The organism is Deltaproteobacteria bacterium (assembly GCA_017302835.1).
Taxonomy (GTDB): Bacteria; Bdellovibrionota; Bdellovibrionia; order Bdellovibrionales; family Bdellovibrionaceae; genus UBA2316.
On record JAFLCC010000022.1, the window covers coordinates 1 to 24,624 of the forward strand.

25 protein-coding genes, 1 tRNA gene and 1 other RNA gene are annotated in these 24,624 nt (G+C 39.2%); 12 read left to right on the forward strand and 15 right to left on the reverse strand.

The features are described 5' to 3' along the window. The coding region (locus J0M15_15525; protein ID MBN8538462.1) for a hypothetical protein at window positions 1–208 on the reverse strand (208 nt) is incomplete at its 3' end. A gap of 239 nt (window positions 209–447) precedes the next feature. Between J0M15_15525 and J0M15_15530 the strand changes: the two genes are divergently transcribed. The 4 genes from J0M15_15530 (at window position 448) to J0M15_15545 (ending at window position 4,178) form a co-directional block, all read left to right on the forward strand. Further along, window positions 448–1,491, forward strand: a complete 1,044-nt coding sequence (locus J0M15_15530) for a hypothetical protein (GenBank protein MBN8538463.1) — start codon at window positions 448–450, stop codon at window positions 1,489–1,491. Window positions 1,492–1,494: 3 nt separating this feature from the next. Further along, window positions 1,495–2,280, forward strand: a complete 786-nt coding sequence (locus J0M15_15535) for a hypothetical protein (GenBank protein ID MBN8538464.1) — start codon at window positions 1,495–1,497, stop codon at window positions 2,278–2,280. Window positions 2,281–2,290: 10 nt separating this feature from the next. Next, window positions 2,291–3,499 carry an MFS transporter gene (locus J0M15_15540; protein ID MBN8538465.1) on the forward strand — a complete coding sequence of 403 codons (1,209 nt, stop codon included), beginning with the start codon at window positions 2,291–2,293 and terminating at the stop codon, window positions 3,497–3,499. A gap of 304 nt (window positions 3,500–3,803) precedes the next feature. Beyond that, window positions 3,804–4,178 (forward strand): hypothetical protein, encoded by a 375-nt coding sequence (locus J0M15_15545; protein ID MBN8538466.1) that lies wholly within the window; start codon window positions 3,804–3,806, stop codon window positions 4,176–4,178. 41 nt (window positions 4,179–4,219) lie between these two features. Here J0M15_15545 and J0M15_15550 read toward each other — a convergent pair whose 3' ends face one another. The 3 genes from J0M15_15550 to J0M15_15560 are packed head-to-tail and all read right to left on the reverse strand — an operon-like array spanning window position 4,220 to window position 6,554. Then, window positions 4,220–5,014 (reverse strand): trypsin-like peptidase domain-containing protein, encoded by a 795-nt coding sequence (locus J0M15_15550; protein ID MBN8538467.1) that lies wholly within the window; start codon window positions 5,012–5,014, stop codon window positions 4,220–4,222. After that, the gene (locus tag J0M15_15555) at window positions 5,011–5,646 is read right to left on the reverse strand and encodes a hypothetical protein (protein ID MBN8538468.1); all 636 of its coding nucleotides are present in this window, start codon (window positions 5,644–5,646) and stop codon (window positions 5,011–5,013) included. Before J0M15_15555 ends, J0M15_15550 begins: the two co-directional genes overlap by 4 nt. Next, a complete protein-coding gene (locus tag J0M15_15560) occupies window positions 5,643–6,554 on the reverse strand; it encodes a DNA-protecting protein DprA (protein ID MBN8538469.1) in 912 nt (303 codons plus the stop codon). Before J0M15_15560 ends, J0M15_15555 begins: the two co-directional genes overlap by 4 nt. A 583-nt stretch (window positions 6,555–7,137) precedes the next feature. Between J0M15_15560 and J0M15_15565 the strand changes: the two genes are divergently transcribed. Then, window positions 7,138–7,683 (forward strand): antirestriction protein ArdA, encoded by a 546-nt coding sequence (locus tag J0M15_15565; GenBank protein ID MBN8538470.1) that lies wholly within the window; start codon window positions 7,138–7,140, stop codon window positions 7,681–7,683. Window positions 7,684–7,755: 72 nt separating this feature from the next. Here J0M15_15565 and J0M15_15570 read toward each other — a convergent pair whose 3' ends face one another. The 6 genes from J0M15_15570 to J0M15_15595 all read right to left on the reverse strand — a co-directional run bounded on the left by J0M15_15570 (window position 7,756) and on the right by J0M15_15595 (window position 13,612). After that, a complete protein-coding gene (locus J0M15_15570; GenBank protein ID MBN8538471.1) occupies window positions 7,756–8,115 on the reverse strand; it encodes a hypothetical protein in 360 nt (119 codons plus the stop codon). Window positions 8,116–8,144: 29 nt separating this feature from the next. After that, complete coding sequence (locus J0M15_15575) at window positions 8,145–8,540, reverse strand: helix-turn-helix domain-containing protein (protein ID MBN8538472.1); 396 nt, start codon at window positions 8,538–8,540, stop codon at window positions 8,145–8,147. Between the two features lie 327 nt (window positions 8,541–8,867). Then, window positions 8,868–8,957: transfer RNA gene (locus J0M15_15580), tRNA-Ser, on the reverse strand. Between the two features lie 64 nt (window positions 8,958–9,021). Beyond that, window positions 9,022–10,323 (reverse strand): serine--tRNA ligase, encoded by a 1,302-nt coding sequence (gene serS, locus J0M15_15585; protein MBN8538473.1) that lies wholly within the window; start codon window positions 10,321–10,323, stop codon window positions 9,022–9,024. Between the two features lie 69 nt (window positions 10,324–10,392). Further along, entirely contained in the window at window positions 10,393–10,701 is a 309-nt protein-coding gene (locus tag J0M15_15590; GenBank protein ID MBN8538474.1) for a hypothetical protein, read from the reverse strand. After that, window positions 10,691–13,612: a tetratricopeptide repeat protein gene (locus J0M15_15595; GenBank protein ID MBN8538475.1), complete on the reverse strand. Its 2,922-nt coding sequence runs from the start codon at window positions 13,610–13,612 to the stop codon at window positions 10,691–10,693. The genes J0M15_15590 and J0M15_15595 overlap by 11 nt, the downstream gene beginning before the upstream one ends. 419 nt (window positions 13,613–14,031) lie before the next feature. Here J0M15_15595 and J0M15_15600 point away from each other — a divergent pair, with 419 nt between their 5' ends. From J0M15_15600 to J0M15_15615, 4 genes are all read left to right on the forward strand, one after another. Then, complete coding sequence (locus J0M15_15600) at window positions 14,032–15,429, forward strand: sigma-54-dependent Fis family transcriptional regulator (GenBank protein ID MBN8538476.1); 1,398 nt, start codon at window positions 14,032–14,034, stop codon at window positions 15,427–15,429. A gap of 105 nt (window positions 15,430–15,534) precedes the next feature. Then, the gene (locus tag J0M15_15605; protein ID MBN8538477.1) at window positions 15,535–15,933 is read left to right on the forward strand and encodes a hypothetical protein; all 399 of its coding nucleotides are present in this window, start codon (window positions 15,535–15,537) and stop codon (window positions 15,931–15,933) included. 158 nt (window positions 15,934–16,091) lie between these two features. Further along, complete coding sequence (locus tag J0M15_15610; protein ID MBN8538478.1) at window positions 16,092–17,465, forward strand: hypothetical protein; 1,374 nt, start codon at window positions 16,092–16,094, stop codon at window positions 17,463–17,465. 60 nt (window positions 17,466–17,525) lie between these two features. Then, window positions 17,526–18,044, forward strand: a complete 519-nt coding sequence (locus tag J0M15_15615) for a hypothetical protein (GenBank protein ID MBN8538479.1) — start codon at window positions 17,526–17,528, stop codon at window positions 18,042–18,044. Here J0M15_15615 and murA read toward each other — a convergent pair. The 5 genes from murA to rnpB form a co-directional block, all read right to left on the reverse strand. Continuing rightward, window positions 18,041–19,291 (reverse strand): UDP-N-acetylglucosamine 1-carboxyvinyltransferase, encoded by a 1,251-nt coding sequence (murA, locus tag J0M15_15620; GenBank protein MBN8538480.1) that lies wholly within the window; start codon window positions 19,289–19,291, stop codon window positions 18,041–18,043. The two genes, J0M15_15615 and murA, sit on opposite strands and share 4 nt — an antisense overlap. Next, entirely contained in the window at window positions 19,284–20,216 is a 933-nt protein-coding gene (prmC, locus tag J0M15_15625) for a peptide chain release factor N(5)-glutamine methyltransferase (protein MBN8538481.1), read from the reverse strand. Before prmC ends, murA begins: the two co-directional genes overlap by 8 nt. Continuing rightward, window positions 20,213–21,289: a peptide chain release factor 1 gene (gene prfA, locus J0M15_15630; protein ID MBN8538482.1), complete on the reverse strand. Its 1,077-nt coding sequence runs from the start codon at window positions 21,287–21,289 to the stop codon at window positions 20,213–20,215. Before prfA ends, prmC begins: the two co-directional genes overlap by 4 nt. Before the next feature lie 99 nt (window positions 21,290–21,388). Further along, window positions 21,389–21,649 (reverse strand): type B 50S ribosomal protein L31, encoded by a 261-nt coding sequence (locus J0M15_15635; GenBank protein MBN8538483.1) that lies wholly within the window; start codon window positions 21,647–21,649, stop codon window positions 21,389–21,391. Between the two features lie 101 nt (window positions 21,650–21,750). Then, an RNA gene (rnpB, locus tag J0M15_15640) (RNase P RNA component class A) lies at window positions 21,751–22,156 on the reverse strand. Window positions 22,157–22,275: 119 nt separating this feature from the next. Here rnpB and J0M15_15645 point away from each other — a divergent pair. From J0M15_15645 to J0M15_15655, 3 genes are all read left to right on the forward strand, one after another. Beyond that, window positions 22,276–22,746 carry a fibronectin type III domain-containing protein gene (locus J0M15_15645; protein MBN8538484.1) on the forward strand — a complete coding sequence of 157 codons (471 nt, stop codon included), beginning with the start codon at window positions 22,276–22,278 and terminating at the stop codon, window positions 22,744–22,746. 29 nt (window positions 22,747–22,775) lie between these two features. After that, window positions 22,776–23,417 carry an NAD(P)H-dependent oxidoreductase gene (locus tag J0M15_15650; protein MBN8538485.1) on the forward strand — a complete coding sequence of 214 codons (642 nt, stop codon included), beginning with the start codon at window positions 22,776–22,778 and terminating at the stop codon, window positions 23,415–23,417. A 384-nt stretch (window positions 23,418–23,801) separates the two neighbouring features. Next, the gene (locus J0M15_15655; GenBank protein ID MBN8538486.1) at window positions 23,802–24,575 is read left to right on the forward strand and encodes a hypothetical protein; all 774 of its coding nucleotides are present in this window, start codon (window positions 23,802–23,804) and stop codon (window positions 24,573–24,575) included. Window positions 24,576–24,624: the final 49 nt, after the last annotated feature.

The following is a 24,624-nucleotide window of genomic DNA, read 5'->3' on the forward strand; positions in this document are numbered from 1 at the left end:
GGCTATAGCTCGGGACATCCGAGGGCGGAAGCGCAGTGTCGGATTTATGTGTAGCGATATGGCCGTAAAGGCTTGGAATTACTTTTACCAAGAGCACAGTCCACATAATCCAGCGCTTCCCATAACAGATGTTATGTCGAGCACCACATACCATCTGAAGTTTCAGATTCATTTCTAGAGTGATGTAGTTGTTTTGATTTTGTTCCATAAGCGATCTCCTTTTACCCACGCCGACAGGCAGGAGAAGGAGTCGATTAGGGAATCAAACGACGCTTGGCTTGAATCAAAATGAGTCATTTGAAGGACCGGACTTGGCTTTTCATAGGCGAAACCTCGCAGAGATCATCTATTTATATGTAATTTCAATTACTTATAAATTTACAACCCATTTTCATAAATTTAAGAATATACTTTGAAAAAACGTAAGATGCTGATAATATTACTGTAATGGAACAGATTGATATTGAGAGAAACCTTAGAGCCCTTCAAGCCCTCTACCCCGGTCTAACTGAGGATAAGCCCCAGCATTTGCCGATGGAGCAAATCAAGGGGCTCCCCGTATGGATGCGAGAAAACATTCGAGTCCTAAAGTTGCCAATGAAAGAGGCGGCACCATTTTATCTCGTTATTCCAAAACCGCGACTCGCATTTGAACATCTCATGCGGATCTACCAATTACTTCACGAAAAACTTGGCCCGCTTGTTTTGGTCATTGCTGACCGAATGCCGCCCAAACACCGACCACTGCTCGTCAAGTTTCGTATTCCATTCATTTACAAAAATGAGTCTGTGTTTGTGCCCGATCTTGGATTGAAAATTGGACGACTTAAAAAATTTGAGGATAATCACAAACTTGAACTAGCTGATAAAAAAGAGGGACTCACTCCTTTTGCTTTTAAGATCGTGGCGGGTCTTTTAACGAATCAGATTCCGGAAGAATTCACGCAGAAACTTCTTCTTGAAAAACTGCAATATCGGACCAAGATCTCCGCTTCAAAGCTAAGTCCTGCTTTAACCGAGCTGACCGAACACGATCTTCTCTTTTCACATGGAGCGGGACCAACCAAGTCCTACACTCAAGAGAATCATCAAAAAACTTGGGAGAAGGTTCTTCTTCAAACTTTCGCTCCGTTTTTCAAAGAGGTGGAAACTAATTATCTCCCAAAGCCTTTTGAAGGTTATATAGTCGCTGGTGAATCGGCCTTAGCTAGATACTCGAATCTCGCTCATCCAAATCAGAACGTCATCGCGGTGACAACCAGTGAGTTTCGTCAAAATTTTAAAACACTAGACAAAATGGCACTCGCTCAAGAGCGTAGCGAAACAACGCTTATTCAGGTTTGGAAAGAAGATCCCGCCCTCTTTGCAATCAAAGGGGCTCAAAATCCGATTGAGGTCTTTTTCTCACTTCAGCGCAACACGGATGAACGTGTTCAATTGTCTCTTGATGAAATGCTGAAAGCCTATGGCCTTCATCGAGAAAAGGAGTAATTCGTGGCAAGACCTCATGGGTTTGATCATTTTTGTACTTATCTAATTGGATTGGAAAAGCACTACGTCATCATTGGTGGTGGCGCCGCCGCTATTCTCATGGAAGATGAAGGACTTGAATTCCGAGCCACTAAAGATGTTGATCTGGTCGTCCTTGGACGCTCAGAAGATCTCAACACTCGGATTCTTTCGTATGTCGAAGAAGGCGAGTACAAAACCAAGGAAGCAACCGAAGGCACACCTCGATATTATCGCTTCAGAGAGCCAGATAAAAAAGAATGTCCGGCACTCATCGAGATTTTTGCTCGAAATGAATTAAAGCTTGAGTTGGCAGAGGGGCAATACATTATTCCTATAAAGGACGACTCGGCAGAAAAGCTATCAGCTATTCTTCTTGATGATGAGTATTTTGAAATAATCCAAAAAAATCTCGTCACTTCTTCCTCTGGAATTCCACTTATTAATGCGCTTGCAAACATCTGCCTCAAAGCAAGAGCGCACCGAGAATTGTTTGATAGAAAAAATTCTGGCGACGATACTGTTGACGAAAAATCTGTTCAAAAGCATCTCAAAGATATTTGGCGACTAGCCGCTGTTCTGACTGGAGATGAAGAAATCTCTTTGACGGGGCAACCTCAAAAAGATGTGACTTCGGCCATTGCAAAACTCGGTCAACTTCCGTCGTCTCAGTTCAAACAAGTTATGGAAAAAACTCCTGGGATAACAATGGTGCCCATCATGGCTGCATTAAAAAAAGTATTTCTAAAAAATTCGGAATCTGTGAAGTAGGCGATCTCTATTGGAAAAAATCACCGCAACAAAAAATAAAGTCCTGAACCCTACAGTTCTAAAGCTTGGTGCTGTGTCGTTTTTCGCCGATGTCGCAAGTGAAATGCTCTATCCAGTCACACCCATTTTTTTGACAACTGTTCTGGGTGCATCGATGGCGTCACTTGGACTTATCGAAGGGATTGCAGAAGCCATCGCAAGTCTTCTGAAAACCTACTCCGGAAGTTGGTCAGATTCTTTAGCTAAACGAAAGCCATTTATTTTGGTGGGCTATCTGCTCGGCGCAATCTCCAAACCTTTCATCGGTCTCTCGCAAAATTGGACTCATGTACTTGGAGCCCGCGCACTTGATCGAACCGGGAAAGGAATTAGGTCGGCTCCCCGAGACGCTCTCATTGCAGACTCGGTTGAACCCGCGAAAAGAGGTGCGGCTTTTGGATGGCACAGAGGAATGGATACAATGGGGGCTGCTATTGGCCCCTTGCTGACCGTAGTTTTACTCTCAGTTAATTCTGAAAACTTAAGATCACTTTACTTTTGGGCGCTAATCCCTGGCCTTATCTCGGTACTGGTGATTTTTTCGATTCGAGAACCCAAACACGAGGTCAAGAAGCGGCCCTGGGAGAATCCGTTTAAAAGTTGGAAACGATTTGATTTGACATTCAAAAAATATATTTTTGCTTGGGCTCTTTTTTCTTTAACAAATTCAAGCGATGTTTTTCTCTTGATGAAAGCCAAAGCTTCCGGCCTTTCAACCCAAACAGTGATTCTTTTGTTTTTCGCTTATAATCTCACCTACTCGATCTCTAGCCCCTATCTTGGTCATCTATCAGACCGGATTGATCGGAAGAAGATTATGGTTGGCGGACTTATGACGTTTTTCATCGTGTATCTGGGATTCGGATTCGCCTCAGCGGCTTGGCAATTCTGGGCGCTGTTTTTCGTTTATGGACTCTATATGGGCGCCACTGAGGGAGTAGGAAAAGCACTGGCTGTTGATTTGTCTCCCCCTCAGTTCAGGGCCACGGGCATCGGCATTCTGGGAACCGTGACAGGAATTTGTACGATATTCGCAAGTGTATCTGCTGGGATAATTTGGGATCAGTTTGGATCGTCTTTCACTTTCATATTTGGAGCTGCGGGAGCCTTAGCCTCTTCGTTCCTGATTTTCACGAGTTTCAAATTAACTAGGAATAAGCTTCCAAAAGTTGAAATCTGAAGAATGAGCTAGATTGTTTGAATCTGTTTTTAGGAAATCTCCTTTGATAAGTTCTTTTGTAAGATCGTTCGCTACTTGCGTCTGCCTGATCCTCCCTTTGCATCGGTCTGCGCCAGGGCCTAGCGGCTTTTTCCTGTCACGCCCTCTGCCTCTACCGCACCTCTCGGGTGCTCTCGTGTGTCGGTCGGGGCAAACGCCTTCGCTCACTTGAAACTTCTCTCTTCGGGGCCTTGCCCTTTGTGAAAGGCCCACTCGATAGAGAGTGAAGCCAAAAAACAAAATAACTTTCACTAAGGAGAAAGTCATGGAAACCACAGTTCAAAATAAACCCGCTCAAAGTACACGGATCATTCAAGGATTTAGCGCAAATCCTCAAGTTTATCTCAACTCTGATCGCGGCAGCATCACGCATCGCTTAGGAGCCGATCTGAAAATCGAAATGCCCATCAATCTCTACAAAAAGATTCTTGGACTTCCTTTCGAAAAGAAAGAATCAGCTCCATCATCAGAAACGACTCGTCGAAACACCTACGGTTTAGTAGCTCGACCCGTAATCTTTCTGAGCCAAGACGGCAATTATCTTGTTCACAGTGTTCTTGGAATTCGCATTTCAAAGCATGTGAACTACTACAAACAAATCCTTGGAGTAAAGTACACTTCCAAAGCTCAAACCGCATAGACGAAGCGGTTTAATAAGTCTGGAGGTTTCCGTCTCCAGACTTATAGTTCGTCAAGAATGTTCTCGTTCCCCTTAATTTTGATTCCGTGATCTTGGAGCATTAATAGAAGTGGCTCTACCGTAATTGCTGCCATGAACCCTGTTTCGTAGGGCTTTCCGTGGTGATAAAAGCAATCTGTAACCACACCGAGCAGAAATCCCCCTTCGGAAATTACAGGGCCACCACTATAACCGCCTCGCGCAGTTGTATTAAGAATAAAGTAGGGATGCGGAGACGAATATTCGTCCATCACCGCGCCGACTTGAGCGTAGGCAGCAATAGGAACCTGAAATTTAGATCGGGGAATTTGTGGGTATCCAACGATTAACGCTGACGACAAAATAAATTCGTCACCGATCCAATCATCTAAATGCCCACCAAGTTGGATACGATCAATTTTTTTCTGTCGTTCCCGGCCTCTTACTTTTGTTTTTTCCATCCAATGATTCAAATTAAAATTAGATCTGATAACGGCCAGATCAACTTTGACATCCTTGTGGTAAAGAATGTCTCCGACTTGAATCTCTTTCTTTTCAATTTCAACTTTTTTCATTCCCTCTACGACATGTCGAGCTGTCACGATATAACCATCACCGATGTGAAAACCTGTCCCGCAATCAAGGTCGCCGTTAGGCTTTTCGACATTTATTGGGACTATCGTTTTCTTGTACTGTCCAAAAAGATCGGGAAGCGTAGCATGTCCGTCCAGTTTTTTATTTGGAAAAATATTTCCACAGCAATATTTGAAAGTAGAAAGTTTTGATTTCAAGGCATTTAGGACTAACTTCTTGGTCATTCGTCCTCTACGGCAGAAAAAACCACTTGGGCCGTCGGGAAAACGGATCTAGCCCAAAATATACCCACGATATTGCCAGTGTATCCATTGCTTCTGATGAAGTCAGACATCGCTCTAAAGTGAGAGCCTGTTGTAACCACATCGTCGAAAAGAACAAGCGTTTGTGGAACTCCGTTTTGAAATCCTCTCCAGCGGTAATGTTGCTGAATCTGCTGAGGGTTTCTGCTTCCAGCTTGATGAGAAGCTTGTACCGTTTGAATGAGTTCAACCGGCCACTCCTCAATCAAATTTGGCCTAAGAGTTAATAAATGTGTGAGCATATCTTCGAAGCGATTTGTATAATCAGGATCATTCTTGGCTTTCGAACTAGGAATAGCTGTAATTGCCACAGTCGAATTTGCTCCAAAATTTAAAGCGGCCTCTTCGGCAAATTTTCTTACATCTCTATCTCGATACCGCCATCTATTCGTCCCTTTAAATGTCACAAACATTTTAAAATTAAGTATGAGCTGATTGGTTTCACCCGCAGCATACCCTTGGCCCGCCTTATACTCTCGTGCGTAAATACAGACATCATTGGTCATGATGTGCGGAAGGTTGTGCGAGCTATCAATTCGTTTCCAAACACTCATTTCAAAGCACCAAGAATATCGGAAAGCTCCTTAACTCTTATTGCGCCTTGTTTTTCATAATGTGCGGGCCAACTGATATTGGTGTTCTGAAAACATGAATCAAGAATGAATAGTTTTTTGTGCTGGCTTACGCAGGCCCTTGCCTGAGTAAGAGAGCCACTCGTATCCGATGCCTCGACAATGACCGTAGCCTCACTTATGGAAGCCATTGTGACATTTCGTCTGGGGAAATGATGTCGATGAAGTTGAAATGTTTCTTTTTTGTAACGGTAAAAAGGGACCTGACTAATCAATAGAAAATCCTTCGCAATTTTATCCTGAAGATCTTTATTTTCTTTAGGATAATACTGATCTATCGGTGTTCCGATAACGCCAATAACTTTACCTCCGCTTTCGATGGCTGCATGAAGAGCCGCCGTGTCTATTCCAGCAGCCAAACCTGAAACAACTGAATACCCATTTTCCACCAGCCCCTTCGATAGCCTCTCCGCTCTCTTGAGACCAGCACTTGAGGCTTTTCTCGCGCCTACAATGGAAATACTTTTTGTCCCCAATAGATCAAGATTGCCACGATAATAGAACAGCTCAATTGGATGCTTTGCATGCCTGAGTTCCAACGGATACTGAAAATCCCGATTAACAACTATCGAAAATCTTCCCAGCTTAGTTTTCAAAAAGTCACTAACATCATTTTTAAGATTATTAATTGGATCTTGATCTCCAAAAAGTGAATGTTGATGCTCACTTTGATATTTATGCAGAACTTTTGTGGGAAGATCGTTCGACTTACGAAATAGCTCACTTAATTTCGCTTCAGTCATTCCATCTACAGCCCAAAGAGTCTCATAGGCGACCATTTCATCGTAAGGTGATATGACATTTTCTTTTATAAGATCAGTTGCTCTCATGTTCACCTACTTATTCCGTCTCAAAGATTCGGCATGCTGCTCGACAAGTACCGAAATATACTTGGAAACAGTTAAATTCTTTACTTCACGATCATTACGCTTAATTTCCAGAAGTTCCCTTTTTAGGGCCGTGAGACACTCCGGTGACAGCCTAATCGAGATTGTCTCCTTCGAAGAGTTTTTAAGCGTGCGGATGATTTCTTCTCTTGCTTGTCTCGGATTCATTGTTTCCATAAATTCAACATAACTCATTATTCTAAAATTATTAAGAATTTATTGCGGCTGCGCTGCGCCTCAATTCATCGTCCTAAAGAAAAAGAATCTGTAGATAAACTTGGAATTCTCCAAGTTCGTCGTTTTCTTAGGTCGTACTTTTCACATCTTGCAAATTCGATTTCTCTTTTCACTGAGTCCCGCCAGCCCCTTCAGGTCTGTCATGCCTCATGATCGACCCTGAAGGGCCTAAGCGAGAAATCGAGCAATCCGCGCCAACCACTCATAATTTTACCCCCGCCAAGCAAGCTTGGGGCGTACCTGGCGGGCGAAAAATGTTTTTTATAAACCATTAGAAGGAGAAGAATTCATGAAAAACCAAGAGCAACAAACCAGTCCTAGAATTTACGTCGCATGTCTAGCAGCCTACAACACAGGACAACTGCATGGCGAATGGATCAATGCTGACCAAGAAGCACACGAAATTCAGGACGACATCAAATCCATGTTGGAAAGATCGCCAGAACCCAGCGCCGAAGAGTGGGCAGTCCACGATTACGAAGGCTTCAACTCCATTTCTCTAAGTGAGTGGCCCGATATTGAACGAGTCTCAACTCTTGCAAAACTGATTGTCGCACATGGTGAACCATTTTCGATCTGGTATCAAAACCAAGACGGAAGCAACTTTGATGTTTCCGAGCTTGAAGAAATGTTTTTAGAACAGTGGCAGGGGTCTTTTGAGTCTGAGACTGACTTCGCATATAAACTGCTCGAAGACTCAGGGCAACTGAGCGAACTTCCAACATGGGCACAGAATTACTTTGATTATGAAAGCTATGCTAGAGACCTACATTTAGGCGGCGATTTTTCTTTCACACGACATAATTGTCAGACCTACGTTTATCGCAATTGTTAGAGCGAAACTCTACTTTTCCTTCGGCAGAAGGATTCAAGGCGGACCGCATTTTCGTGCATTCCGCCTTTTCTTTTATGCAGCATTCGCAGTTTGCGACTGCTCTACTAGAAATCCCGAAAACTCTTTTGTAAGCATAAAGCCAATGAATTCATCGCGAGTAATAGGTCCACGCATTTCGATATACCGTTGTCGCAGTTGCTCTTTGCGGTCTTCATTCGATAAGGACTGATCTTGCAGCCTTTTGATGTGTTCGTCTGACACAAGATCAAGTGCAAGATTGAGTAGCTGATCAACCTTAATCTTGCGACCGGCTTTCTTCTTATTTGCGGAAAGCAAAAGTTTTTCTGCTTTCTTTTGGACTTCAGAAGTGATGCGAATTGATTTCGGTTTTTGATTCGATTTTAAATTTGTTTTTGTGCTTTTAGATTCCATTGTTTGCTCCGTTTAATTTTGATATTTTGTTAGTTCGTTTGATTTTCTTGCGACGTATCGCCCTTGATATCGATAACGCCTTGGCCTTTTGGTCGCCTCAACATCTGAGACATAACTGCACGAATGGCTGCGAGCTGTTCGTCATCCATGAAACCAATCATTGATACACAGTCGTCTTTGAAACTGAGGACAGTCTTGTTGCCTGAGATCTTGTTGAACTGCTCCATCGTGTAGCCATAGGCCCTCACCATCTGCTCCACCCGAAAGCCTTCAACGGCGCGTTTGCCGTTTTCAAAGTGGCCAATCGTTGTATGGGTTACGCCCACAATGGATGCCGCCTGACGTGTTGTCAGACGTGCGTTTTCGCGCAAACGCTTTAGAACATTTGCGACACTTTCATTTTTGTTTTTGGTTACTGGCTGCATGTTTCTTGTCTCCTTTGGTTGATGCTTTCCAGACATCGAACTTGGAAACTACGAAACGCTGTTGTTTTGAGAAGTTAGCTGGAGGTTTCCAGCTTTCCAACTTCCTGAATTTTTCTATTTTTCCGTAGCACAAAAGTAGCACTGAAATAGCATAACTCAGGAATTTTGGCGTATTCTCGCGTGACGATGGACGAAATCGAACCGGATCACTCGTTGAACTTTATCTCTTTGCAATTGCTGTTTTCTTTTTACTTTTCGCGGAGTTAGGAGATTGAAACTTGAGTCATCTGCGAGCGGTCCGAAATTTCATTTTACTTAGGTGTAAAATGGCGGAGCGAGTGAGATTCGAACTCACGAGCCCCGCGAAGGGCTGCCAGTTTTCAAGACTGGTGTATTCAACCGCTCTACCATCGCTCCGGGGTCAGTTGTATTGGAAATGACCCCGTGAGGCAAATGGAATTTCATTTTATTAATCAATGCGTTACTGGAAACGAATCTCGCTCAGACCATTCATATATTTTTGAAGGACCAAAGGGACTTGGATAGTTCCTGATTCTGTTTGATAATTTTCCAATATTGCAATCAATGTTCTCCCTACAGCTAAACCGGATCCATTCAGTGTATGAACAAATTGCGGTTTATTTGATTGAGATTTAAACCGGATGTTAGCTCTTCGTGATTGAAAATCTTCGTAATTAGAGCAAGAGCTAATCTCGCGGTACTCATTTTGGCCTGGGAGCCATACTTCTAAATCATAGGTTTTTGCTGAACCAAATCCCATATCTCCGGTACATAGTAACATTCGTCGAAAGGGCAATTCTAAGCGGAGTAAAACCTCTTCCGCATGGCTTGTCAGAAGATCGTGCATTTCATAGGAATGATGGGGATGAGAAAAAATCATCAATTCGACTTTGTTAAATTGATGTTGTCGAATCAAACCCTTGGTATCTCGTCCATGACTTCCAGCTTCGGATCGAAAGCAAGGAGAATAGGCGCAAAACTTTTTTGGCAAATCCGATTCGTTTAAAGTTTCGCCGCTATAGTAATTTGTTACAGGGACCTCGGCCGTGGGGATAAGAAAATAATCAAATCCTTCTAAATGAAAAAGATCTTCCTTAAATTTAGGTAGCTGAGTCGTCCCAATTAAGCTTTGGCTATTAACAATAAACGGAGGGATCATCTCGGTATACCCATGATGTTCGCTATGCAAATCCATCATAAATTGAATCAGCGCCCTTTCAAGTCTAGATCCTGCGCCTTTTAAAAAAGCAAAGCGACTACCGGTGACTTTACCAGCTCTTTCAAAATCGATGATATTTAATTTTTCTCCAAGCTCCCAATGTTCTTTTGACTTGAATGAATGTCGAGTCGGCGTTCCAACAACTTTTTCAATTTTATTATCTTCAGCGCCTTTGCCAACAGGTACCATTTCATGGGGCTTATTGGGAACCGTCAGCAATAGTTGATAGACCTGTTGATCAACCTCACTGGCTTTTGTTTCCATTTCTTTTACACTTGCTGAAATTTTTCCAAGCTCGGCAATCAGGTTTGCAGGATCTTTCCCTTGTTTTTTTAATTGAACAATTTCTTGACTGGCTTTATTTTGACTCGCTTTTGCTGTTTCAGCTTGAGTCATTAGTTCTTTTCTGTTTTTATTTAAAGCCATAATTTGATCAATCAATGAAGTATCTCCGCCTCGATTTAGGAGACCTTTTTTATATAAATCTAAATAAGATGTCTGGCCATCCTCAGATTTTTTTTCTAATAGTTTAATGTCTAACATCGCCCACCTACAGATAATTTTTTAAATACGTTTTAAATTGAATTTTGAATTCATTTTATCTCCTTGGGATTAAGGAGCAATCAAGATATACATTTTGAATAATTGAATGACAAGGATACAAATTAAGTCAAAGACTAAAATTTTTGTAAATAGCCAGCCCGTAGAAATTCTTAAAAAAATTCCCATTACTACAATGGTTAAAAAAACCAATGAAAAAGATCCAAATTGAACCAGTTCCTGACCGATGAGGGCGATGGTTAAGCCCAAGAAAAATCCACTGATTCCACGCAAGGAAATCAGTAATAAATCAATAAAAGTCGTTTTAATTTTTTCTTCAGTTCTACTTCCCATAGTAACAATTTGTTGTCTAATCCCCACAACTTCCCCCTAAATTCTGAATTTGAGATAAAAACTCTTGCTTGTCTTTAGAGTTTGGCGACAAATCTAAATACTTGCAATAAGATCTGACCGCGGCTAGACGGTCTCCCCTGGCTTCAAATAAGGCACCCTGTTCTTTGTAAATATCTTCAAACCCGCTTTCTCTTTCAGCTGCAATATCTAGAAAACCTTGGGCCATGTCAATCTGGCCCGCAAGACGATAGCAACGTGCCGCCCTTACATACACGTAGACGGGCTGTGTTCCCGTGTTAGTTGCTTTGGTGTATTCAGCAGCGCATTCAGAATAGTTTTTACTGGCAAACTTGATTTCACCTACTAAAATATACGAATCAATCAAACCTGGATAAAGCTTTTTTTCGAGCTCGGCATTTTTTTCAGCTTCTAAAAAGTTACCATCAAGCAAATAGGTTTTTCCTAAAAACAAATGAGCTCTTGGAAATTTTTGATTCAATCTGATAACTCTTTCAAATTGATTTTTGGCCTCGGAAATTTTGGAAGCCTCTAAATATATTTTAGCCACTTCAAAAATCGGCTCGGCGTCGGATGGATCCAGGTAACTGGCTTTTAAATACTCTCCAATAGATTTTTCGATTTGCCCCAATTGGTTATAACATTTACCTAGTAAAGAATGAGCCGCTTTATTTGATTCATTTAGGGCGATTACTTTTTCAAGAGCTTCAGAGGCTTGTTTAAACCGGTCTTCTTCAATATAAATTTCAGCAAGGGCAATGCGGTATTCATAAATAGATGGGTATTTTTTTATAATCTCGATAAGATAATCACCACCATCATCAACGCCCTGGCGAGTGGCAAGGACTTTGGCATAATTTATTTGAGCTTCAACATTTGTTGAATCTAGCTCGATGGCTTTCAAAGCAAAGCTGTAAGCATCTTTAGAAATCTTTTCTCTGGATTCTTGTTCTTTTTGATTTGTGACTTTTGTTAAATTTGTAAGTTCTCTGGCTGCAGCGGAATAAAGAATGACGCTTTCGATATCAGCGTCGAAAATTTTAAGAGCTTTTTCTGCTAATTTCAAAGTTCCCTGGTAGTCTTTTTTTTTGAAGGCTAAATGAGCGAACCCTCGCTGAATTTCATAATTTCCCTTACTTAAATAATCGGCCTGGATCAAAGTTTTCTCTGCTTCAGAGAAATCATAAGCATGTGATAAAAATTCTGCTTTTTTAAGATAAGATTTCACATTTGCTGAATCAGCTTTGATAGACTTATTAACCCAATCAACGGCCTCAAGGCCTTGCCCCAAACTCCAAAGGGCTTCGCTTGCCTTAAGCGCTGCTGTTGAATTTTTCGGGTTCAATTCAAAAGCGGCTTTACATTCCGCCTGGGCACGTACATATTCTTTTTGCCTTAAGTAGAGTTGACAATTAAATAAGAGTTCTTCGTCTGGGCGTTCTGAATATTTCAAAGATTTATCACAACCGCCTAAACGAGTACATAGTTCCATGGCTAACTTACGTGAGGGATTTTTCTTTAAGTTGAGATTGGCAATTTCAAGAGCTTTTCTTTTATTTCCACGAATCAAGTGAACCTCAGAAAGGGCCTCGAAACCCTGAGCCTCTAATCCTTTATCCATGAGAGTATCTATTTCCATTCCTGAGTTTAAATAATTTGAGGCTTTATCATATTGGTTTCTAGAAAATTCAAGTAGCCCGAGTCCAAAATAAGAGGCTTTATGTTTTTTATTTTCTTTGATTGCTTGCAAGAAGAGGTTGTTCGCTTTACTTAAATCTTTAAGTTTAAAATTGGCCTTCGCTTGGAAGAAAACAGGTTTAACCCATTGGCCCGAAAGTTCTCTTGCTTTCTGAAAAAAAGATTCAGCAATCAGTGTTTCATTTTCCATTTCCAAAAGCTCGCCCTTCATTTGATAAAGCAAAAAGTTAGAAAAATCTTTTTCTAAGATGGTATCTAAAGTATTAAGTGATTCTTTAAACCTTCCCTCCGAATAGAGTTTTACGGCTTCACAAAAAAAACCACTTGTATCAATTTTATTTAGAGACTTGGTTGTTTTCGCTAAGGTGGACACGGTTTTTTGATCTTGATAATCTTGGAAACTAAAATACCAGAGCTCTTTATAGACTTCACAAAGGAGCATCCTTGCCATTAAGTTATTTAATGAATTTTCAATTACATTGACGAGAATATTTTGAGCTTCAATATATCCTTCGACGCTATCAGGAGCGATGAATTTAAGAGCATGATTTGTTTTTTGATTTACTTGGGCATCGCTTAGAGTAATTTGACTTTTCTTAGGGGCTAAAAGCCGAATTCGTTCATTAGAATGAGAACCTGAATCGTCAAAAAAACCAAAATAGAGACTGAACGCTGCAATAAGGATCAAGGAAATAAATAAAGGCCATCTAAGAATATCTTTAAGTAGGTCTTTTTTTTCTTCTACGAGGTTTTTAAGCTCGATGACATTACCATTTGGATCTGAATTATTTGGATCTGAAGATAGTTGTTTTATTTCCTCTGAGGTGAGTTTTTTTCTCGCATCACTATTGTGAGTTTTGGTGTTTGGCTTTGGGACCGATGGGGGATCTATTTTTGTTAGGAGCGGTTTCTTAACATAGGGAATAATGACGGTCTCATCCAAAGGGGGTGTGTCTTCAGACTTTTTATGAGGGGGGTTTGGTTTTTTGGGGGCAGAATTCTTACCAGGGTTCATTTCATTCGCAAGAATTTCAAGGATTTTTTCATAGAAAAGAGGCTCTTTTGCGATGAAATCCCATTTTCCGCCTGGATAAATAGCTATTTTCTCTTCTCCAGTGATAAACCCCTCATTGATGTGATCCAAGATTTCGGCAGCGGTGTAAGGACCACCGATTTGACCCGAATTGAGTTGAACAATCCATGTTGTTGATATTTTTGCCATATTTAATCATAAAGATAGAGCCACAGCTAATAAACAAAAAATTGGGTCTGCCTGGCAAAGCCTAACTTAGGACCTGTACCTTACTAAAAGCCTAGCTGAAGGAGTCTAGAGTGAGCAAAAGCTCTAAAGTCAACATTTAACATAGTTTTAAAAAAAAATCTTGCAAATTAAAAAAAATCTTATATCTTGCAAAGATATATCTTATAAATGCAACTCCTTGGACCCCTCCAGGATTGTTTTTTCAAAGCCTCTTGGACCCCTCCACTGAGGCTTTTTTTTTCTGAAAAACCTATTTTTCGACGCCACTCAATATAACTTTGTCTTAATTATAATTTTACTGATCTCTAACAACTTTAAGCGGTAGGATTTTTCAAACAGAGTCTAAGGAGGGGCAGGGGTTACGCCTGAAGGAGGGGGAGTTGGTTTTAAAAGCAAGACATATTGTTATTGTTGAAGAAGATAAATTTCTTGTTGAAAAAATTAAAAATTATTTTCTTCCGAAAGGTTACATTTGCCATCATTACGAATCCATTGCTAAGGCATCACAAGAGTTAAAAAAAACTTTAATCCCCGGTGGTTTTGAAATTGCTCTTTTTATTTGTGAAATTAATCAGAATGATGATTCCACTCTGGCCGAGCTAATGGAAACTCAGGCCCTACTTGAAAACACCTCCATCATTGTTTTGACAAATGTTTTATTCAAGCAAAAAGCATTGCAAGCTATTTCCCAAGGTGTTCTTCATTATTTAACTAAACCTTTTGATTTTTCAGAAGTGGTTCACTTGTTTGAACATGCCATTAAATATCAAATTATTAATAAGGAGAACTCATTATTAAAAAAAGAAATGATTGCCAAAAGCAGCTTTCAAGGAATTATTGGCCGAAGTGAAAGTATGCGAAAATTATTTTGTTTGATATCTCAGATTGCGAACTCAACAGCAAATATTTTAATACAAGGGGCCACAGGTACGGGGAAAGAGGTGATTGCTAAATCTATCCATAATTTAAGTTCTAGAAAAAACAATCCCTTTGTTGCGATAAATTGTTCTGCAATTCCTGAAGCCTTACTTGAATCTGAACTCTTTGGACATGCAAAAGGTAGTTTTACAGGAGCCATCTGCAATAAAAAAGGACTGTTTGAAGAGGCAAATGGGGGAACTTTATTTTTAGATGAAATTGGCGATCTCCCTCAAAGTCTGCAGGCAAAATTATTGCGGGTAATTCAAGAAAGAACGGTTCGTCCCGTCGGCGAAAACACAACAAAGCCGATTGATATAAGAATCATAAGTGCTACTCACCGAGATCTTAAGGAAATGATAAATTCCCAAATTTTTAGAGATGATTTATATTACCGCCTTGCCGTTATACCTTTGGTCGTTCCTCCGTTAAATCAACGAAAGGATGATATCCCACTGCTGGCAAATCATTTTCTGAATAAATTTGCCGTTTTAAACAATAAAGAATTTATAGGTTTTTCTGGTGATACTTTAAATTTTTTAATGAATCACGCTTGGCCTGGAAATGTCAGAGAACTAGAAAATACGATTGAGCGAGCCGTCGTTTTATCTAAAACAGATAAAATTGAATTAGAAGATTTAGGGCTAGACTTTTCCTCTGAAAATAATTTGTTTCTTTCCAGACTAAAGTCTGAATTACCTACACTCGCAGATTTAGAAAAAAAATACATTGAATTTGTATTAGAGAAAACAAATCAGCAAAAAGAACGAGCTTCTGAAATTTTAGGATTAAATCGGAAAACACTTTATCGGAAAGAAAAAGAATTTGGTTGGGACAAATTGCCCCATTCCACTCAATGAAACAAAATTAAATTCACTTCTGCTTGGTAAAGTTCTTGCTTTATAACAAGGTGTCAGCGTAGAAATTAATCACAACCACTTCAAACCATTATCAAGGAGAGATTTATGAAAGCTTTAAGTTTTATTTCGATAGCCATGTTTTTAATTATCTGGGCGCCTTCAATGTCTAGTGCCGCAGCGGCTCAGGATAGGGAAGTTATCGTAGGGATTAACGAGGCTTTTATCCCCGGAGGTTTTGATATCTATTCAGAGACTTATGTTGTCGCAAGTGGGATTTTTCCAAATGGATGTTACAAGTGGAGTCGTGTTGATGTGAAGCATGTTGATAAATTCAACCATGAGATAAGGTCCGTGGCCAATGTCAGACAAGGTATGTGTATCATGGTTTTAATTCCTTTTAATAAAGAAGTTAAACTTGGCAAGTTCGATGCCGGTCAACATACATTGAGGTTTGTCAATGGTGATGGAACTTACCTTGAGAAAACAATGGTGGTGGAAGAGTAGCTGATTGACTTTGCGATAGTGAGGTCAAGGACCTATGGTCCTGAGTATTTCTAGCCCGGTTATGCCGGGCTTTTTTTTTAATGATCTCTTTTTTTTATGATCTATTGCTCAATATAAAAAAACCGATTAGCATTTATACAATGTTCTATGGAGGGATTATGGGGTTATTAAAAAAAAGGTTAGTGTTTTGCCTTTTTGTCGTTTCCACTCTGGTTTCTTGTGGTCGAAAGGAATCCTTTAAAGAAATAAATTGGGTCAAAGGTTTAAATAGTGAGCCTGTGGATTATAAAATCGATGCTTCTTTGACTTTAGATCATAAATCAAGTGTTGATGACAAAAGAATTAATATTTATAAACAATTAATAAATAACAAAGAAGTCGATGGGTCCTATTTTAAGAAAATAGACAGCGAGCAAGGTGATACAATTGGTTTAGTTGGTCAGACGACTGACTTAAAGGTCGATAAATCCAAAGTGGAAATTTTTGAAAAAAGAAATTTAGCTTTGGTTAAAGAAGAGTTTTTAAATAAGTATCCAGAATTCAGAAAAAATGACATTCAAGATTTTAATTGGATTTATGTTCCTAGTAAAAACTTTTTAATCCCAATGTATAAATTATCCTTCACGAATAGAAAAACTGAAATTTACGAAGTCCAATTTGATTCAGCTTTAAATATTTATTCAAACAAAAAAATGGGTTCTCAATTTTCTGATGTGGAAGCTATGGTTTTCCCAAAAGGTCCAAAAATGAGCCAATTGGAAGCTGTGATACTTAAAAGTGTAGAAGTGGAAAATGGCATCAGGGGGCTGAATTTTAAAGTATCCTCTCTTTTAAACTCTAAGTTTGAAAGCCCTCGAGAAATTGTTAAAATCCCAATCAGTGACGACCGCTTCGATCAAGTACAAGTATCTTTTTTTATCCAAAAATCCTATGAGTGGTTCGCTAAAACATTTAATTCTAAAATTCCATTTATGATAGACATCCAAGTTAATGTGGGAGCTCCTGAGAAATCTAATACAGCCTTTTATTATGCAAATAAAATTAGATTTGGCTCGGGAGATGACATTGTTTACTCAAAAATCCCAAGGGATCCAACGATCATTATCCATGAAAGTAACCATGCCATTATTGATTATCTGGCTCATTTGCCCTTTGACAGAGAAGGGGGTTCCTTGAATGAGGGTTTTGCCGATTTCCTGACGACTCTGCAACTCAATAACCCCAATTTAGGCGAGGTTTCATTTCTTAAGGGCTCTTTCAGAAGGACGGTAAAAAATGAGTTAAAATTCACCGATAGAAAAGGTAGTTTATACGGAGACAGTGCTGTCGCTTCAGGATTATTGTGGAATTTAAAGGAAACATTTGGGGATGAAATCGCTGGCAGAATAGCCGTGAACACCTTAATGTTATTGGGACCAAGAAGCGACTTTATTGATTTTAGAAATAAGATTTATTTCAGCATCAAATCGGAGTTAAAAGAGAAAAATCTTGAAACAGCAGAGAAAATCCTAAAAGATAGAAACTGGTTATAACTCAAATTCGAGGGAGAACTCGAGGTTATAGATCCTAAATTTTTTTAGAGAGTGGTGTCTGTGTTTTTATCCGTGGTTTTGATAACAGTGTTGTCCTTTTTTTCCAATTTCACATTGGCTACTGAAAATGCTATTGAAAAAGCTGCTGAAAGAGTTACAGATAAACCGGGTAAAAAAATAAGCATTTCGTTTATTGGTAAATGGCAGTTTTTTCAATACCAGTATCAAGGACAAAAATTTCCAGCACCTAATCCTGATCTTTATGAAGAGTTTACGATAACTCAAGATGAGACAATCCTATATTACGAAAGAAAAGATGAGGGCTTTTTTTGTGAAAGAAAAGCCACTTACATTTACAATCCACAAAATGCAGAATTAGTGCAGACAATTTACTGGACTCATCCACAAAATGGCCACAAATGTTTAATGGATTCAGATATGCAAATAGGAGCACATCTAACGAATAAAATGTACTTAGAAGAAAATGAATTATACCTGCATACTCCCTTTGGAGAAGAGGAAATTATTTTAATTTGGAAAAAAGCCGATCCCTTTAAGATCCCCTTGCTTGCGCCTTAAACTCTTTTGATATTGGCACCTAAACTTGAGAGTTTGGCTTCCATTTTTTCATAACCTCGATCTAAATGATAGATTCTGTTTATGGTGGTATCACCCTTGGCGACGAGTCCTGCTAGGACTAAGCAAGCACTGGCCCTTAAATCAGTGGCCATAACGGGAGCTCCGGTTAATCCCTCGGCTTTTCCACGAACCACGGCCACCCTTGTTTTTTGCGTGATATCAGCACCTAATCGCATCAGTTCTTGAACATGCATAAATCTATTTTCAAAAACAGTTTCCGTAATCACGCTGGTGCCGCTGGCAATGCTCATTAAGGACATAAACTGCGCTTGAAGATCTGTCGGGAATTGGGGGTAAGGAGCCGTAGAAATATCAACGGCTTTGAAATCTTTAAGCGGATGGATAGTCACGGTATCGTCGGTAGTTATTAATTTAAAACCCGCATCTTTTAACTTAAAAATTAAGGCTTCAAAATGATGGGGAACGCAAGATCTAACGGTGACTTCTCCGGCAGTTATCGCTCCAGCTAAGAGCAAAGTGCCTGCTTCGATTCTATCAGGCATGATTCTATGTTCAGCAGCAGAAAGTTTTTCAACTCCTTCAATTTTAATAATAGAAGTTCCATGTCCAGAAATTCTGGCACCCATTTTATTTAAATATTCTGCGAGATCTACAATTTCAGGTTCTTTGGCTGCATTTTCTAAAAGGGTAGTTCCTTCGGCTAAGGTGGCCGCCATCATCACATTTTCAGTGCCCCCAACAGTCATATTTTCAAACAAGAAGGTCGTACCCTTAAGCTTTTTGGCTTTGGCATGAACATAACCCTCTCTTAATTCAATTTCAGCGCCCAGGGCTTTCATTCCTTCAATATGTAAATCTATAGGCCGCGAACCAATGGCACAACCTCCAGGCAATGAGACTACGGCCTCACCATATCTTGTTAACATGGGCCCCAAGCATAAAATACTGGCTCGCATCTTGCGGACTAAATCATAACTCGCTTCTAAGTTTTTTAGATGTTGGGAATAAACCAAAAAATCTTTCCCTTTTCTTTCGGAATGAATTCCTAAGCTCGCAAGCAACTGGCTTGTAGATTCAATATCTTTTAAATCAGGCAGATTTTCAAAACGATGAGTGCCATCTGCTAATATTGTAGAAAACAAAAGTTTAAGCGCGGAGTTTTTTGCTCCACTTGCATGAACTTCGCCATTTAAGACTTTTCCGCCACTAACAATCATTTTATCCATTTTTATTCCACTTCTTTTTTAAAAATAAAATTCTCTCTTTACCACTGAGATCCTTAAGCGTGTCAACCTCTGAGAATAAATTCAATCCCAACATTTTGTTTTTCAATTCGGATCCTTGAGTGTGACCAATTTCAAATAAAAAATAGCCATTGGGTTTCAGGTAAGGACTATATTTTGCTATCCAAGATTCAATAAAATACAAGCCCTTCTGATCTGCAAAAAGCGCCAATTCGGGTTCATATTTTTTTACATTCACATCAATATTTTCATCTTCTTTATCTATATAGGGAGGATTTGAAAGGACAAGATCAAACTGTTCTTTTGTTTCTTTACAGGCAGCAACTACTTCTTTTTCGTTTTCAGCATCTTGATGAATAATCTTTAAATTTTCGCAAGGGTTATTTTTTAAATTTTCTTCTAATACAGCAAAAGCACCATCTGATTTTTCAACTGCGAAAAAACAAACAGATTCAAATTCTTTAGCCAGTGAAATAGAAATACATCCTGAACCCGCACCTAATTCTAATACGCTCAGTGCACTTTCTTTTTCAAGAGTTTGTTTAGTTAGCTCAAGATCCTCAAGATCTTTACAAGCTTTAGCTAAAAGCTTAGCGGCCGTTTCCACCAAAGTTTCTGTTTCTGGTCTAGGAATGAGAACATGGGAATTTACGAGAAAGGTGGATTTATAAAAATCTTTTTTTCCTAATATGTAGGCTATGGGCTCGCCCTGGGACCTTCTTACAACAAGCTCTCTCAATTTAGTTATTTCATGTTCTTTGAGGGGAAGATCATATTTGAGATAAAGTTGAATTCTTTCAAGCCCCAAACCATAAGCCATTAATAGCTCGGCATCTAATCTCGGTGTTTCAAATTTTCTTTGCTTGAAGAAGGTGATGGATTTATCCAAAACTTCTTTTAAAATCATGACCCGCTCGTTTGTTTCTTTAGTGCTTCCGCTTGGTAGTGTGCGCTGAGAGCATCTATCAATATTTCCATAGACCCGTTCATGATTTCAGTAAGTTGATGGGTGGTCAAACCAATTCGATGATCCGTGACTCTTGTTTGAGGAAAATTGTAGGTCCGAATTCTTTCGGATCTGTCCCCAGTACCAATTTGGTCAAGACGCGCATCACTGGCTTCTTTTCTGACCTTATCTTCCTCTAGTTGCTGAAGTTTCGCATAAAGAATTTGAAAGGCTCTTTCCTTATTTGACGTTTGTGATTTTCCCTCTTGGCAATGGACCATGATTCCTGAGGGAATATGCACCACTCTGACTGCGGATTCTGTTCTGTTGACTGACTGTCCACCAGCTCCGCTGGACCTCATCACGTCGATACGAATATCATTCATGTTTATTTTGACTTCGTTTTCCTCTGCTTCAGGAATGATAGCTACAGTGACGGTTGAGGTATGAACACGTCCTGCTCCTTCTGTTTTGGGAACTCTCTGTACTCGATGAACTCCACTTTCAAATTTTAATTTACTGTAAACATTTTCTCCAGAAATGGTGGCGATGACTTCTTTGGCGCCTCCAGCATTGCCATCAGAATAAGAAACCAATTCCACCTTCCAACCCAAACCAGAAGCATAGTGACCGTAAGCTCTAAACAATTCATCTGCGAAAAGGGAGGCTTCGTCCCCTCCTGCTCCAGCGCGGATCTCAAGAATAATATTCTTATCATCATTAGGGTCTTTGGGAATGAGAAGAATTTTTAAACTTTCCTCAAGCTGAGGAATATCAGTTTCAAGCTCTTTCACTTCTTCACGAATGAGTTCTTTCATCTCTTGATCTTGCTCTGCCGTGAGTAATTCCTTACTGGCTTTGAGAGAGGAAACTTTTTTCTTATACTCACGGTATACAGATACGATTTTTTCTAAATCAGCGAGTTCTTTCATCAAAGAACGATATTGTTTTTGGTCAGAAGCAATATCGGGTCGTTGTAATGAAAGATTTACTTGTTCATACCGAGAATCGACTTCGTCTAATTTAGAAAACATATTTAATCCTAAATATTTAGCTTTAAGTGAAGAATGGTAAAATAAAAAATGCGGTTAGCAATAAACTAACCGCATTAAAAATATATAAAATCAAAATCTCTATTTAGGTTGTGCTGTTTGTGCTGCGTATTTTTTCTTAAATTTATCAACACGACCTTCTGTATCTAGAAGTCTTTGCTTCCCAGTGTAAAAAGGATGAGATGCAGAAGAGATCTCTACCTTGATCAAAGGGTATTCTTTTCCATCTTCCCATTTAATAGTTTCTTTGGATGATAACGTAGTCGTTCCAAGGAAAGAAAAATCACAAGAAATATCTTTAAAAACAACCGTATTAATTTTTGGATGAAGATCTTTTTTCATTATTACCTCTTAAATAATATAAATAAAATATGAGCTTATGTCCTCTACCATAGGGATGCCATACTGTCGAGAAAATATTCACCCATGCTTTAAAAGAAATGGGAACTGGTTTTGCTATAAGCCGGATTCTGTCTAAATGATAAAGTCCCAAAAGTTTTCTCTATCATTTTCGATGATTATTTATCTGGGAGTTTTGTCTCCAAAACCCTCGAGCGATCCTACCCGAAAGCTTCACCCGAGCCGAGCTACTAATGCTTCCCTATTTGATCTTGCTTCATGCAGAGTTTGGCTGTTTTCACTCCAGCAGCTCCCTTGAAAACTCCCGTTCCCGTTCTCAAGATTATAGCCCTGGATATTCTTTCTGTTCCACTGTTCCTCGCCTTACAACGGAGGGGCGTTACCCCTTGCACTGCTCTTTGAAGTCCGGACTTTCCTCCCTTGCTGACTTACCAAATTGATAAATCAAAACGAAATTTCGTAAGCAAGAGCAATCACCCGCAAAACCTGAGCCTTTATAACACAGCATGTCCGGAAATAGCAATGAAAAGAATAAAATCGTGAGAATTTATCTATTTAATTGTAAAACACACTTATAAAACACCTGTAAGTGTAGTTTTGGAGACAGTATGCGGAAAGGGAATATGAAGAAAGTTTTATTTATCTTAATTTCAGTTTTATTTGTTACTTTTAGTTTGAGTCAGGCAGAGCCTAAGCATTTGGGGCAAGCGGGCGCCAAAGCGAAACATGATCCTGGATCCCTTTTTCCTCAACCTAAGCCAAATAAATCAAAAACGAATCAGCCTCCAGCGACAGAGCTTATGGAGCCTGCTTTTATGGCTAAGATAAACGGAACCACCGTAAAGCTTAAGTGGAGTTCTGTGGCCGGTGCAGAAAACTATCATCTTCAGATAGCCACAGATCCAAATTTTAAGTGGCTCACTTTAGATAATCATTATCAGAAAACGATCTCCTATGACGTCACCGATTTGTCACCAGGTAAAACCTATTACTGGCGAGTTGCTGCTGTTCGAAACTCTAATGATGCGACCTACATTAAAGGTGATTTTGTAAAATCAATGTTTGAAGTGATAAAATAGAAGGGTGCTAAAATAGCAGGGAGCTTTCAGTGGAAAAAAATACACTCATCGAAAAATTAAATTGGCGGTATGCTGTAAAAAAATTTGATTCTTCAAAAACAATTTCTTCTTCAGATTGGGAAATTTTGGAAGAATCCTTACGGCTGGCACCTTCTTCTTATGGGCTTCAACCTTGGAAATTTTTAATTATTCAATCTCATGAGGTTCGAAAAAAACTAACTCCTCTTTCTTGGAATCAAACTCAAATCGAAGATTGTTCTCATCTTGTCGTTTTAACGTTTAAAAAGAAAATGGATGAGGCTCATATTCAAAAACATATTACCAGAATGGCCGAAGTCAGAAAAATGGATGTAAGCCAACTCGAAGGCTTTAAAAAAGCAATGATAGGTGATTTAGTTCAAGGCCCAAGAAGCGAAGTCATCAATTTTTGGGCCCAGAGGCAAGCTTATATTGCAATGGGTTTCTTGATGGAAACAGCAGCGCTTATGAAAATAGATACTTGTCCACTAGAGGGTATCGATTCCAAAAGCTATGATAAGGTTTTGAACCTTGAGGGAACTGGTTATGAAACAGTGGCTGCTGTTGCCGTTGGATACCGTCATCCAGAAGATGCTTATCAAAAAGCTGTTAAAGTCAGATTTGAGAAAAAAGATATCTTCACTTATTTGTAAAACTTATCTGTTTATAAAATTTATTTCTTGACGGGACCTTGCAAATTTCAAAAGAAAAAAGAACATTCAAAGTGGTAAACAAATTATCAGTTGAGTGGTTTTTATTCAAAAAAAACCATAATTTGAAATTAAATAGTTTTTAAATTCAATAAGTTAATAGCTAAGCACAAAATCTTTAAGAAATTTGTCTAATTATATGTGACTGCCGTTGGTGATTACAATTTAGTAATCTTCCCTGAATGAGATTCTCTTCTAATAATAAGAAGTTAGAATTAGCGCTGTTATAAATTGATACTGTCATCTTTTTTGCTCCTGTTCCCTATTAGACATTATGGAAAATACTTCCCTTTCCGTTTTTCATGATGACAAACAAAAGGAGAATTTATGAAATTTATTTATTTATTTAAGGGGCTCATTTTAATAGGACTTACGGCTTTCCTTTCTGCCTGTGGGAATAGCTCGCTCGTAGAGAAAATTTCAGTTCAGACAAGTCAAGATTTCAATCAAGACACATGGGTCACTCTCAATACCCAACTAAATATGGGAGCCCTTAGCTTTCCAGGATTGTTGATTCCCGTTCCTAATCCAAAATTTCCTTCAGAGATGATGGGCAGAGTTCAATTACAAAGGTCACTTGATGGAAAAAACATTTTAACTGTTTCCGCGAATATTTCTGAAATAGAAAAGACTCACTTAGCGCAGGATAATTTTCTTCCTAATGGTTCCGTTATTCCTGTTGTTGGTTTAACAAGTGTCGTATCTGCTAAGTTTAATTCAAATTCAAAAATTTATTTTGGAGGAAGTGAACAGTCGCTAATGTTTGGGATTTCCCTAGCTATCCCTCTTTTCGATAATATTGGAAAGTATCTGCCAGGAGTAAATTTGTTTTTACCGCTCCCCGCAGAGTCAAAGATCGAAGGCCTGGGTGGAGTTTTTACTGGAGGACTAGGGCAAAATGGACTTGGACTGTTTGTTAAAGTGCCCAATGGTTTTAATACTATGGCAGAAACAGTGATGGCTAAAAGTACTCACTTAGATCCATCGGTCACCGATGGACTTAAATTTCAGACTTCGAATGAATCAAATAAGAAATCTATTTCTCTTAAAAAGTACCTATTTAATTTAAGTCTTCAGCCACAACTCTTAAAAATCAAATAGTTGTTTCTTGAAGAGATTACTAAAAAGAGGTTCCTACTGAACCTCTTTT